We start from the raw sequence: 13,361 nt of genomic DNA, 5'->3' as shown, positions 1-13,361 counted from the left end.
ATCACCACATAGCTAAATGGTAACGATACGAAAGCAACTGAGACCTCTATCACAGCCCTTTCTTTCTGCTACAAAAATCCAGTTTAAGCCTCAATTCTCTCATTTTAAGCGTGCGCTCAGCTGCAGATAATTTGTTTAGAAAAACAACAAGGGAATACATCCCTCTAAATAAAAACATGGAGTGACAAAATGAAAGACAAAATATCGGAACTAAAAAGGCACTTGCTCACAGGTACCAGCCATATGCTGCCATTTATTGTTGCCGGCGGTGTGCTACTCGCATTATCGGTAATGTTAAATGGTGAAGGTGCTGTACCTGAAGGCGCGTTACTCACCGGCATATGGGATATGGGTATTGCTGGTTTTACTCTATTTATACCTGTATTAGGCGGCTATATTGCCTACTCAATCGCAGATAGACCCGCCCTAGCACCAGGTATGATTGGCGCTTACCTAGCAAACCAAGTTAGTGCTGGGTTCTTAGGTGCCATTATCGTCGGCTTTTTAGCGGGTTACGTAGTGCTCTACCTTAAAAAGATCCCACTATCTACCAAGCTTAGAGCCTTATCGACATACTTTATTTTACCTATTGGTGGCACCTTCATCGTATCCGGCTTAGTCATTTGGGTTATCGGAGGCCCCATCGCACTCGCCATGGCCAACTTAAACGAGTGGCTGCAAGGCATGGCTGGTGCTTCAAAAGCGGTATTAGGTATGATCTTAGGCGGCATGACCGCATTCGACATGGGCGGCCCAATTAATAAAGTAGCAACCCTATTTGCTCAAACGCAAGTATTCGAAAATCCGCAACTTATGGGTGGTGTAGGCGTCGCAATTTGTGTACCTCCTCTAGGAATGTTCTTAGCAACCCTATTGTCACCTAAACGCTATTCTGCAGAAGAAAAAGAGGCCGGAAAAGCCGCAGGCATTATGGGCTGTATCGGTATTACAGAAGGCGCAATTCCCTTCGCGGCTGCAGATCCAATTCGCGTAATTCCATCCATTGTGGTTGGCGGAATGGTAGGCAACGTCGTTGCGTTCATGTTTAACGTAGCCAACCATGCGCCTTGGGGCGGGCTAATTGTTCTGCCGGTGGTCGATGGAAGAATGTACTACCTACTAGCAACATTAGCAGGTGCTGTGGTGACAGCTGTAATGGTAAACAGCCTTAAGAAACCAATTACTGAACAATCAGAGTCTAGCAATAACACCAAAGTCGATGACTCACTAGAACTAGAATTCGACTAACTCAAAGGAAACACCATGAAACTATTAGCAGTAACATCTTGCCCTTCAGGCGTGGCACACACCTACATGGCTGCAGAAGCTCTAGAAACAGCAGCGAAAGGAAAGGGCTGGCAAATAAAAGTAGAAACCCAAGGTTCAATCGGGATTGAGAATGAAATTAGCACCTCAGAAATTTCAGAGGCCGACATCATTATTCTCACCAAAGACATCGCCATTAAGAATGAACAGCGATTTGAAGGCAAAAAAATTGTAAGAGTTGGCGTTGCTGATGCAGTAAAAAAAGCACCACAAATAATGGAAAAGATAGAAAAACATCTAACAACACAATAATACTGCTTTTGTGGGGTTTAACTCGTTTAAACCCCACAATTCATGATAACGTTACGATTTAGCTTTCGTTATAACTATGCCAAATACTTTTACCTTTCTATTTGATGCAATATTAAGTGAACCAACATCACTTGCTAATGTTTATTGTGCAAGTGGTCATAACTCCCCGCCTGAAGAATGCTACCAGGTAAGCTTTCCTCGTTTGGAGTTAGTATTTAAAGGCAACTATGAAAACGCCATTGAAGACAGCACGGGTAGAGTAATACATACAAACTTAAAGGCCGGTGACGCGTTGTTCATCCCCGCCAATGCTTGGAATAAACCCAATTGGCAGCACGAATGCTCTGTCTTGAGCTTACTATTTGGTAAAAGCCAACTAGGTTTTAGCTTAGTGAGTAAGCATGCTAGTGATGAAGGGTTCTACGATGTTATTAAGCATAGCGTTCCACGCCATCCTAGTAGCCCAGTAGAGCATATTCTAGCCGCACTAACAGCTCTTAATTACCAAGAACCATCAGACAATACGGTTACTCAAAAAGCACTAATTTTAGCTCTGGTAGGGGCATCGAAAACTCTAGTAGATAGACCAAAGTTAAAAGTGAAGAACCGCAGTGAAGAGCTTTACAAAAGCATTTGTATCTACGTGCAAGAGAACTTTCATAAAAATATTACCCGAGACACCGTAGCGACACGTTTCAATGTTTCAGCCAGCCACTTATCAAGAGTTTTTAGACTAGAAGGGCATATGCGATTTGCTGATTACATTTCTTGGGTAAGACTAGAACGGGCTAAGTTTTTGCTAAAAAACTACCCCTTTAAACTTGATGAAATATCTCGCCGATCAGGGTTTCAAGACCCTAACTATTTCTGCAGAGTATTTAAGTCCAAAACTGGAAAAACTCCAACCCAATACAGGTTGAATTGAATCAATAAAGCGTAATTATAATTTTGCAATTTCAAACGCAACACTCTAATCCATTGTTTAAAAAGATTTTTTACATAACCACTCTTGTCTTTTTAAAAATAAATACAGTCAATCTTTAATAAATATCAAAACGCTGCGAACCACGCTATGTACCTATTTTGCGTCAAATAGGATCAAAAAACGCGCAGCATTAGCGCCTCTTTTGCTCAGTCAATGCTTAAAAACTACATACACAGATTGCGGAGGGGGGGACGTTACTCTAGCAAATGAAGAGCAATACATGTTAGCGCTGGGAGCATTCCTGAACTACTGTTGTTACCCAATTTTGAGCAAACTTGGATCATCAACTCCCCTTTTGTTGCCCCTTCGGGGTTCAAAGCAAACCCGTTCAGCGCTCGTTGCCACTCACTGTGATAAATCAAAGCGTGTTCGCATGGAACGACTTTAATGTTTAGTTCAGTATCAGCAGGTAATAAGCGAGCGAGCCACTTCAGCACTCCTCTCGCTTCTTTAAGTGTGCAGCAATAGAAACCGTTCGGACTCGCGTTAACACGATAGCACTTTATTAACGTGAACAGATCAAGCTCTGCGGTTGGTTTTCTTTGAAGCAGCATTAATGCATTAACGAACACATGCTCAAACAACGTTGAATCTGCTTTTGATCTAGGCGTGCTCACCCCCCAAGCTTTGCTCGATTTATCTAAGTTTGGAAAGCTTTCATATACATACCGTAACTTCTGCTCCAACCATTGTTTTTCCTCTTTGTAAAACGGCGGCAACGTTAACGCATTAAATACAGCAATTAAATGAGAGACATCATTAATCGGTGGAGTCTCTAGCGCCATTCGCCCTTGCCTGTGCTGGTGAACAATAACAGTATCGAGACGGAATGCTTTCATCAATTGCTTGCGCTGATCGTTTATTTTCATTTGATTTGATTTAGCTGAAGAAATAAAGCGAGTGTGAGTTAATGCAGCCATCTGCTCTGCCGTTAAAGGCTTTGTCATAGCATTTAAGCGTTTTGCAATGAGGCTGTCACTATTGTGTATATAGCTAGCAAAGGTCACCGCTATCGAACTGTGCCCCAACTTTGTCGACAGCTCGCTTAGCCTCTCCTCTAGTTTAAATGTTGCGAAAGAGTAACTATCTAAAATATCTTCAAATGCTTCGCTGGCATAAGTATGCCGGAGTGTATGGGCGACCATATCTTCATCATCTAGAACTTGATTAATAACCTCATTAACCACTTTTGAAACAATAGATCTTTCCCCCTTGTAGCCTCCTAATGGCATTAATAGCCTAGTATCTTTAGACAAGAGCCATTTGCGCATAGCATAGAAGAGCTTTACACATTCATCCTGCGTTGTAACCAAACGATTAGCCGAGCGCGTTTTAACTCGTCCGTGGATATGCGTTTCAAGCAGGCCGTCGGTATAGAACTCCCCATCCGCAGGCTTGATTAAACTGAGCTCCCCACAGCGTAAGCCTTGCTGGCGCAAGGTTGATAGCCACGACCACCACTCGAGAGGCCCAATGCCTCCAGGTTGGATTCGAAGAATTTTGCAAAACTGACCACGGCTCATCAGCCCTGCGTTGACAAATTTGGCGGCAAATGCCGCCCCTCTAAATGGTCTTTTAGTGCTGTTTTTCTCATCACTGAGTGAGTGCAAGTCATTTAAAAAGCGGCGTATACATTGCACTCTATCTTCAGCGACACCTCCCCCACAAAGCTCATCTAAACGTTCTCGAAGGGCGGGGATATTTTCATTAATTAAGTCAGCCACAGAGCCTTCGGATTCTTCGATTATTCCCGCAAGTAAGTGGAAACACTCTTCACCGAGTAATACCGCATATTTTTGAGCTGTGGATACCAGAACTTTTCTGCCCTCGGTTATTTTCCAGCTAAGCCAAGCGGCGATACAGCGCCCCGGCGCAGAGAGCTGAGGTAGCACTTGCTTGACCAGCTTGGCGGCATTGGTGCGAGTGTTATACTTTTCGGCATTATCTTGGTATTTCCTAAAGCAGGATTTAATCAGCTTTAAATCATGCCTCGCAAGCTGCTCTGCATTTGTAAGATTGAGCTCAGCATCAGGTTCCCCCTCATCAACACTAAAGCGACGTGTTAGCAACACCTCTTCATTGCCGGTAATCCAAACACGGTGCCGAGCGTGGTCAAGTGGGGCTGTGGGGTACTCACCTGTTATAACCTTCACAAGACTCTCAGTTAACGTATTATCGGGGCGGCGCATCCAGCACTGTCGCACATCAATACTAAGCTGCCTAAAGCTGAATTTAATGCCAGATTTTTTCTGGATAGAATGCCAATCTATATCCTCGCTATTATCGATTTCCCCCTGTTGTTTATGCAAAGCCAGCAATAAACTCAGTGACACATTATCGGGATACCATCGTCCCTCTATGAATTGCTCGCTCTTGTCTGCGTTACGCATGTTGGCTAGCTCATTTAAAACGGGATGCCCTGTATACGGTAGCCATATCGTTGATTGACAAACCTCGAGTGAAGCTTTGTTTTTTATCTGCTCCATCAGCCTTCGCCATAGTGGAAATCGTAGTACACCGCCATTAACCACCAGCGATAAACCAAGAGCGCAGAGCACCTCCTCCGGTCTGACTTCAGAGGCGTTCAACGCATTACTTATGTACTGGTTAGCTTGCGTTAAGTGAGTAGCACTAAAACTCATAGCATCAGCTTGATAAGCCAACTCTCTATTGCATCGGCTATTTCTTTCATCTCACTAACGCTAGCTTGTGTTTTATTGTGATCAATAAAAGCATCAAAGGCCGGTGAACCATGAAAGCGGGGCCAGAGATAATCAATAGTGGTTTTTCTTGACCAGTTAGAAGGAGCCTTGACTCCCTGAAAATATCTAGAAGCACTCACCCTAGGTACAAGCGGGATGTAGGTGACAGATAGTCCTTTGAAATTAAAAAGGCCAAAAAGTGGCACTTTAGAGTTCAATGAATCAGCAACAAGGTTTGCCATGGTTCCAGTTAGTGACTCGCACCAACGCACATACTCAGATAACACACTTATAGCTGTACGACAAAGCGGTATCACTCGCATGCCTGAGCGGCTTTTGTTTGGTAATGATGCACACTGATAATCCCAATCAATATCACAAGCCCTCAAGGCTTTATCTTCAAGCGGTCTCGATGCTGTAGCTAAATACCAAATTAGGTTGGACCTTAAAGCAAGGGCATTATGAAGTGCAATGCGAGCATGCAAAGACGGAGCCTTGGCATAATCAAACTGTGCATTATTGAGCATGGATTGGCTATATTTCAAAACCTGTTTCAATTCAGCGTGTTTAAGAACCCCTTGCGTTCCCCAATATTCACTGTGATTTTCAATTGGCTCTTCATGCAAAACTGTCAGCTCTGGCGCATCAATCCAGCGAGAAATAATAGCTTGATGCTTTTCTTTAATTACAGCCATATTGTCTGCGCTATAACTAGTATCGGTTTGCGAACCGTAGAGCTGCGCACTGACCAGTCCCTCTTTTTGTAGCGTTTTACTTGCTCTCAAAGCTAAGCGGTGCCATGTGACATGCGGAGCGAACTGATGAGTTTTCAACAGTTCCCTCACAGCCCTATTGGCATCTTCATATGAATTAAATTGCGCTATATCTTTCAGTAGCTTTTCACCAATACAGTGTGGAATTCGAAGGCGAACCTTTCGCTGAACACCTGCGAACGGAGAGCTTTCTTGTGCGGCATCCAGCTTCAAATCAATCGCTCTGCAATTAATGCAGATAAAGTGCAAGCCACTGCACACTTCATGATTAGCGATAGCTTTACTGTTATTCGATAGTGTGAAATAGAGCTTACCTGTTAAACCGGTAAGCAACGTTGCAGCTAAAAAACCTGCTCCAGGTTTGCTAGATTTCACTGCTATCTGTAGCGCTCTTGTCGCTAGCTCCTTGTGCAGCTTCATTGCCCCCCTCCTCTTTTTTTACTAGCGCCTTTTGTTTATCAATTTTGTTTTTTTGCTCCTTCTCAAACCCATGCGTTGGCCGGTATTTTAGCTTCACCATCAGCTCTTCTATGCGCTCAAAATGACTACGCAATGAAGCACTAGTTTCGCCATTCTTTAATTTCTTACAGATAACTAAAATAGAGCGACGAGGAATACCGACAATAGCCAATTTCAACTGAGCAGCAGCCTCTGAGGCTGAACTCATACCAGAGATAAATTCAGGATGCATGTGCACCCAAGCGGCGAAAGATGTCAAAATCGTATTATATTCAGAGCAATGAAGTAGCGACTTGAACTCTAAATAAATTCGGTCTTCTTTGGTGAGTGAAAATGTGACGGTTTTTGGGATTCTAGCGATAACACCACCCGTATTTTGCATAGCATATGCTGCCGCAAAATGACCGACAAAATCCGTGTGTTTTGCCGTTCCCTCTGTTGCTTTTACGTATTCAATGACAGTAGGCGTTATCGATTCTACAACTGTCCCCCCGAAATCAATCTTTTGCGCATAATGGAAAAGATATTTTTCCATCGGTTTATTCAGCTCTGTACAATTAGAAACGTTATCAAGCTCTGCTGTGCGCTCAGAACTGGCTGTAGAAGTTACATTTTCGCTCATTATCAATTACCTTTTCTTTTGAACTCTTAGTTAATGCTTAACTTTTAAAGGCGATTTCTCTAAAAAAAACAAAAAAACAATAAAATTCTACCCACCCCTCACTCGCAGACATTTATTCTGATCGCGCACGCCCTATTAAACCACCTGTGGGATTTCATGCTGTTTTTAGTTTATTTATGGATTCATTGAAAGACATATAAACAACGAAACATCAGCAGGGATGTTGGTTTGTTAGCCGGCGCAGGGCCGACTGGTTTATTCTCGGCGCACTTTGTGTTTTAAAGTTTTAGCCGACATATCACTGACTGTCAGCAATATCTGGGTTAACGATTCGCAATCGGTATCCAGTGAAATACCATGCAGCTGCCGGTAACTCGTTTGCTCTACTGTACTAACTCGGATACCCCCACATTTTGGCTTTCCATAACAGTGCTCCATATTCATTTGATTCTAGATTTCACGAGACGCTGTAATCATTTCAGTGAACTAGACCCTATTGAATACGAAAGTCGACATGTGACAAATGTGGTCACATGGGTATACCTAAAATACACACCTGCTGATATTGGTGATGCAAGCCTAGGAAGACACATGTAGCGGATCAAATAAACCGACAAACAAAGTTAGAGACAAGCGCGAAAATCACCGCACGAATAGATATAAAAAATAGGTTTTATATTCCTAAACGGTATATAAATAATTGCAGATTTGCTAAAAACATTAAACTGATAAGTAGGGAGTACACAAAAAATGGAGAGCTACATGACTATAACTCCCTATGGTTCATTGCTAAACAAAATACAGGTAGTTGAAGAAACAGGTTTGAGTTATTCAACAATCTACCGTCTATACCGTGCAAACAAGTTTCCGAAACCAGTACGTTTATCCGCACGACGAATTGCCTGGAAAAAGGAGGAAGTTGAGCAGTGGCGGAAAGATCTAGGACGCGTCTAGCCGTTACTTTCATCACTACAAAAACGTTCCATAGAAAGTTAACAGCACATAGGATTGGTTGTTAACTTTCTTTTGGACAAAACCTTGTTAGCAACTTTGCTAATTTAGAAAATAATAAATAACGACAGGTATGGAAAGTCGTTAGCTTTATGTCTAGGTTCAAAGGTGCAGATCACAACTCTATCTGACACTTTCATTTTAAAGCTAAACAAAACCTGACACTCTGTTTTGTTCCAAAAGCAGACTTTAACCCTTACAAATTTACACCATGTAGAAAATGGTTATTTCTTCGTTGCTCTCCCTCGCTGCTAACTACATTAAAAAATCCTCTGCTAACATCGTCTGAAACATCAATAATGTGTTTTAACGCAAAAAGCGTCTTAAATTGCTTGCTAGTTAAGCTTGCCTTATCAAGCACTAATTGCTCGTCACTTACATCTTTTAAGTAAGAAAAATACTTACCTAAAAAGCCTGCGATAACATCAGATAGTTGAACACCCTCTGAGTTGTGGGATGTAACGAATTCATGATTCTGAATTGGCATGCCATTATCAGTTAACGGGAAATCTTTAACATCATCCTGAATACTTTTTTCTTCATCAAATATGTGAATGGAATTTTTAAATAGATACAGATTTCTTAAATAAAATACCATAAAGCTATCGATCAGTACTCGACCATGAAATCCCGATATGAACGGTAGATCTTCGATTCTCAGAGATTCTTTAACCAAATTCTCGAGTACATTCGCTCGAAAATCTGACAGCATACAACTGTGCATGCATGTAAAATCGATAAGCCATAGGCAAAACTTATGAGCTTTTTCTTCTGGAATATCTGGATAGTTAAATTCATGTAGAGCATTAATAAAAACATCAGAATTGCAATTGGCAAGCTCATAAAAGTCGCCCTTAAGTGACATGTGATGCATGATATAAAAAGGATTATGTAACTCGCCAATAATAGAATCAATAATGTCAGTAATAGACCAGTATATGATATTAAGATTAAAATAATGAATGTAGAATTTGTTTTCGATGAGCCAGTTTAGAATAATTAAAAGCTTATCAGATTTAAGCATATCCAAAAAATCACCCTTTGCAATATGCTTGAGCTTTAGCTCTTGGGCGCTTTTTTGAAGATTAAGCATTTTAAATAGAGTTGAATAATCACTGCCAGTGCTTAACCCTTTGTGCAGTATGCCTGCAAGGATGAAATTATCCGTCTTGTTAACATTAAAACCAGAATCTTTTAAATATAGTTTTCGGATGTTATTCGTTTCATCATAATAAAACGTATAGACTTCATCAGTATTTTTAAGAGCATTATGCTGGATGAGCATCTCTCTAAGCTCATTGATATCCATTTCATTCCCCTTATTCAATTCACAAAGAAGGTCAATTTAGATATTTATCTGTTTATTTTTATTTCTAGACTACCTGCATTCGTATAACGTTTTGGTAAATGACAACAATCAGTGAAATCGTAGTAAAACAAGGAACTAGCCAACAAAATATCGTTTTGACTAAAGCTAAAAATGAAGACTCAAGTTTTACTGCGATTAGTAATTCCAAAGGAATTTGAACTACCACCTCTTTTCTTGCTGAACGATATGATGTCCAAGCACCTGTATTAACTGTAGGCTGTGACCAGCCTAGTAAAATCGCTTTTGATATACGATCTCTTTTGTTACCAGTTGTCTCTTGAAGTTTTTGGTTAACATAATCAATTAGTCTAGAGTGTGACTGCGATATCTTTTTCTGTTCATTTTTAAGTACTTTCCAGTTAAAAATACAACACGCAAAGCCAAGGATAATCGCTACTAATTGAGTAATCAGCTCTACTTTAGGCACCGTGACATTATTAACAGTTACTACGCCGAAGTTAAGTGATAGAGATTCAAATGTAATACCCACCTTCATTGCTAAAATTAAAGCAAAGACAGCATAAAAGTACATTTCCACACGGTTTAAGTCCAACAAGCTACCTCCTATCGTTTAACACTTTGAATAGCTACTGTGATAGAAGCATGTCATATGGATAATCATATTGATGCATTAGGAAAATTTGGTCAAATATAGATAACTAGGTGTAGCGTGATTAGTTGCTCTAAAAGGAAAAGGGGCAATTTCGAGTTACGGTTAACCGTTTCTTAGAACCCGGAAAGTGCCGAGAGTTCTTAGGATTTACCAGACATCGGGTTATTTGAGTGAATCTAAGTAATCCGCCCATTTCTGCATCATTTTTTTTCTCTTCTTCAAATACAATGCACGGTTATACGCTCTGGCAGTAGCCGAGCCGATTAGATGAGCAAGTTGCACTTCAACAACGTCATGTTTCCACCCCTGCTCGTGCAGTAATGTTGATGCTGTGCTCCTAAAGCCATGAGCAGACATAATATCAGGGGAGTAACCTAGTGTTCTAAGCCGATTTCCCAATACATTTTTGCTAATAGGTTTATTACTATCCAACTCGCTTGGGAACACAAACTTTGAGTAACCAGTGACTGATTTTATACTCTCAAAGTGTTTCACCACCTGCTTTGCAAGGGGAACTAAATGTTCTCTGTCACACTTCATATCTTGGGCAGGAATTCGAATGATTCTATTTTCTAAATCAACATTCTCCCATCTTAGAAATCGGATCTCTTTTGGTCTTAAGAACAACCTTGGAATGAGTCGGAGAGCCTCTATTGTGCAGTACCCGCTAGAACGGTCTTGATCAATATCTCTTATTAACGCGGCCAGCTCTTTTTTGCCGGTGATAGCAGCGCGGTGCTGAACTTTTGGTAAAGGTGCGATAATGTCCCTTAGCGATATACCTTGTGTAGGATTATTGCTAGTTAATCGATGAGATAAACCATAAGCGAAGACTCTCTTTATTATAGATAAAATCATCGGAGCTTTCTTTGGGGATCCCGCAGCTTCAATAGAGAGCATTAAATTTGTTATATGAGCAGCATCAATATCATCAAGAGCTAAATGACCAATTTCTTTAGCATCTTTCGTTAGCCAGCGCTTAATTCTTTTCGCATGATCTTCTGACCACCCTGCTTTTTGATTTTCCCACCACTGCATAGCAACCCATTCAAACGCTTTTTCTGGTGAGTTCGCCTTCTTTTTAGCTTCACGTCGTTCATCCATCGGATTGACGCCTTGGGCTAACAATAAATGAGCCCTCTTAACTAAATCCCTTGCTTCAGATAAAGAAACAATGGGGTATTTCCCTAACGCCATTTCTTGATGCTTGTTGGCGTATTTGTAGCGTAATCTCCAAAGCTTAGAACCACTAGATTTAGTTAATAGAAACAATCCATTAGCGTCATGTTTCTTTATGCTATCTCTACCCGCTGGGCAAGATATCGACTTAACCTCTAATGCTGTAAGCGCCATAATCCATGGTCCTCCTGGGGTATAAAATGGGGTACAACTTCAAATATATCAAAAAAAAGTAAAGCTCGCTACAGGCCGTACCCCACGTTATACCCCACCAATTTTGACGCTTTATGACATCACATGACACATCCTGAAAAATACGATCATAAAAAAAGGTCCGTAAAGCAATACCTTACGGACCTTCTGAAACCTTATGGGTTTCTATGAAATGGTTAGGGGAGGCTTACATCATGCCGCCCATGCCACCCATGCCACCCATACCGCCCATACCGCCCATATCAGGGGCGCCACCAGCAGCTTTATCTTCAGGCTTATCAGTGATCATACATTCAGTGGTGATCATCAAACCAGCTACCGAGCCAGCAAACTGAAGCGCTGAACGGGTTACTTTAGTTGGGTCAAGAATACCCATCTCTAGCATGTCACCGTATACACCAGTGCCAGCATTGTAACCAAAGCTACCAGTACCTTCTTTCACCTTGTTAGCAACCACAGAGGCTTCTTCGCCTGCGTTAGTTACGATTTGGCGAAGCGGAGATTCCATAGCGCGAAGGGCTACGCGAATACCTACGTTTTGGTCTTCGTTATCACCTTGTAGCTCAGTCACTTTAGCGGCTGCACGTACTAGTGCAACACCACCACCGGCCACTACGCCTTCTTCAACCGCGGCGCGAGTTGCGTTTAGGGCATCTTCTACGCGGTCTTTCTTCTCTTTCATTTCAACTTCAGTTGCAGCGCCAACTTTAATCACCGCTACACCGCCAGCTAGTTTAGCTACGCGCTCTTGAAGTTTTTCTTTGTCATAATCAGAAGAGGTATCTTCGATTTGTTGACGAATTTGCGTTACGCGACCTTGAATCGCAGCTTCTTCACCCACGCCATCAATGATGGTGGTGTTGTCTTTAGAAATAACAACACGCTTAGCAGTACCCAAATCTTCTAAAGTCGCTTTTTCTAGCTCTAGGCCAACTTCTTCAGAGATAACAGTGCCGTTCGTTAGAATAGCAATGTCTTGTAACATGGCTTTACGACGGTCGCCAAAACCAGGCGCTTTAACTGCAGATACTTTAACAATACCGCGCATGTTGTTTACTACCAATGTTGCTAAGGCTTCGCCTTCAACATCTTCAGCAACAATTAGCAAAGGCTTACCTGCTTTAGCTAGCGCTTCTAGCAAAGGAAGTAGTTCACGGATGTTAGAGATTTTTTTGTCCGCCAATAAAATGAATGGGTTGTCTAATTCAACCGTGCCATTCTCTTGGTTGTTGATGAAGTAAGGAGATAGGTAACCGCGATCAAACTGCATACCTTCAACTACGTCTAACTCATCAGTTAGCGCTTGGCCTTCTTCAACAGTAATTACGCCTTCTTTGCCTACTTTTTCCATTGCTTCTGCAATGATGTTACCCACGGTGGCATCAGAGTTAGCAGAAATAGTACCTACTTGAGCAATGGCTGTAGTGTCAGCACACGGTGCAGACAAACCTTTAAGTTCTTCTACTGCTGCGATTACCGCTTTGTCGATACCGCGCTTAAGATCCATTGGGTTCATGCCTGCAGCTACTGCCTTAAGGCCTTCGCTTACAATGGCTTGAGCCAATACAGTTGCGGTAGTTGTTCCGTCACCGGCGGCTTCGTTGGCTTGAGAAGCAACTTCTTTCACCATTTGCGCGCCCATGTTTTCAAACTTGTCTTCAAGTTCAATTTCTTTCGCCACAGATACACCATCTTTAGTGATAGTCGGTGCGCCGAAAGATTTGTCTAGCACTACATTGCGGCCTTTAGGGCCCAGCGTTACTTTTACTGCGTCTGCTAGAACATTTACGCCGGCTAACATTTTGCCGCGAGAATCATTACCAAATAATACGTCTTTAGCTGCCATGATTTTTTCCT

The 13,361-nt window shown here is 41.8% G+C and carries 11 protein-coding genes; 4 read left to right on the top strand and 7 right to left on the bottom strand.

Translation table 11 applies throughout. The features are described 5' to 3' along the window. Positions 1 to 189 precede the first annotated feature (189 nt). The 3 genes from ACVFI8_RS13205 (at position 190) to ACVFI8_RS13195 (ending at position 2,503) form a co-directional block, all read left to right on the top strand. Positions 190 to 1,248, top strand: a complete 1,059-nt coding sequence (locus ACVFI8_RS13205) for a PTS fructose transporter subunit EIIC (protein WP_457871577.1) — start codon at positions 190 to 192, stop codon at positions 1,246 to 1,248. 15 nt (positions 1,249 to 1,263) lie between these two features. Beyond that, positions 1,264 to 1,578 (top strand): PTS fructose-like transporter subunit IIB, encoded by a 315-nt coding sequence (locus ACVFI8_RS13200; protein ID WP_457871576.1) that lies wholly within the window; start codon positions 1,264 to 1,266, stop codon positions 1,576 to 1,578. A 76-nt stretch (positions 1,579 to 1,654) separates the two neighbouring features. Beyond that, complete coding sequence (locus ACVFI8_RS13195) at positions 1,655 to 2,503, top strand: AraC family transcriptional regulator (protein WP_457871575.1); 849 nt, start codon at positions 1,655 to 1,657, stop codon at positions 2,501 to 2,503. 254 nt (positions 2,504 to 2,757) lie between these two features. Here ACVFI8_RS13195 and ACVFI8_RS13190 read toward each other — a convergent pair whose 3' ends face one another. From ACVFI8_RS13190 to ACVFI8_RS13180, 3 genes are read right to left on the bottom strand one after another with little or no spacing between them, the layout of a single operon-like run. Continuing rightward, complete coding sequence (locus tag ACVFI8_RS13190; protein ID WP_457871574.1) at positions 2,758 to 5,205, bottom strand: site-specific integrase; 2,448 nt, start codon at positions 5,203 to 5,205, stop codon at positions 2,758 to 2,760. After that, entirely contained in the window at positions 5,202 to 6,458 is a 1,257-nt protein-coding gene (locus ACVFI8_RS13185) for a hypothetical protein (protein WP_457871573.1), read from the bottom strand. Before ACVFI8_RS13185 ends, ACVFI8_RS13190 begins: the two co-directional genes overlap by 4 nt. Further along, positions 6,403 to 7,119 carry a hypothetical protein gene (locus ACVFI8_RS13180; RefSeq protein ID WP_457871572.1) on the bottom strand — a complete coding sequence of 239 codons (717 nt, stop codon included), beginning with the start codon at positions 7,117 to 7,119 and terminating at the stop codon, positions 6,403 to 6,405. The genes ACVFI8_RS13185 and ACVFI8_RS13180 overlap by 56 nt, the downstream gene beginning before the upstream one ends. Positions 7,120 to 7,869: 750 nt before the next feature. Between ACVFI8_RS13180 and ACVFI8_RS13175 the strand changes: the two genes are divergently transcribed. After that, on the top strand, positions 7,870 to 8,073 hold the full coding sequence (locus ACVFI8_RS13175; RefSeq protein ID WP_457871571.1) for a helix-turn-helix transcriptional regulator: 204 nt from the start codon (positions 7,870 to 7,872) through the stop codon (positions 8,071 to 8,073). A 253-nt stretch (positions 8,074 to 8,326) separates the two neighbouring features. Here the strand turns inward: ACVFI8_RS13175 and ACVFI8_RS13170 are convergent, their stop codons facing one another. The 4 genes from ACVFI8_RS13170 to groL form a co-directional block, all read right to left on the bottom strand. Beyond that, positions 8,327 to 9,439 (bottom strand): DUF3800 domain-containing protein, encoded by a 1,113-nt coding sequence (locus ACVFI8_RS13170; protein ID WP_457871570.1) that lies wholly within the window; start codon positions 9,437 to 9,439, stop codon positions 8,327 to 8,329. A gap of 64 nt (positions 9,440 to 9,503) precedes the next feature. Continuing rightward, positions 9,504 to 10,055, bottom strand: a complete 552-nt coding sequence (locus tag ACVFI8_RS13165; RefSeq protein WP_457871569.1) for a hypothetical protein — start codon at positions 10,053 to 10,055, stop codon at positions 9,504 to 9,506. Positions 10,056 to 10,274: 219 nt separating this feature from the next. Beyond that, positions 10,275 to 11,465 carry a tyrosine-type recombinase/integrase gene (locus ACVFI8_RS13160; RefSeq protein WP_457871568.1) on the bottom strand — a complete coding sequence of 397 codons (1,191 nt, stop codon included), beginning with the start codon at positions 11,463 to 11,465 and terminating at the stop codon, positions 10,275 to 10,277. Between the two features lie 226 nt (positions 11,466 to 11,691). After that, positions 11,692 to 13,350, bottom strand: coding sequence for a chaperonin GroEL (groL, locus tag ACVFI8_RS13155; protein ID WP_457871567.1), 1,659 nt, complete (start codon positions 13,348 to 13,350; stop codon positions 11,692 to 11,694). Positions 13,351 to 13,361: the final 11 nt, after the last annotated feature.

The sequence above is a fragment of the Agarivorans sp. MS3-6 genome (assembly GCF_054112545.1).
Note: the sequence above shows the minus strand (reverse complement) of the source record. Positions and strands in the feature narration are given on the sequence as shown.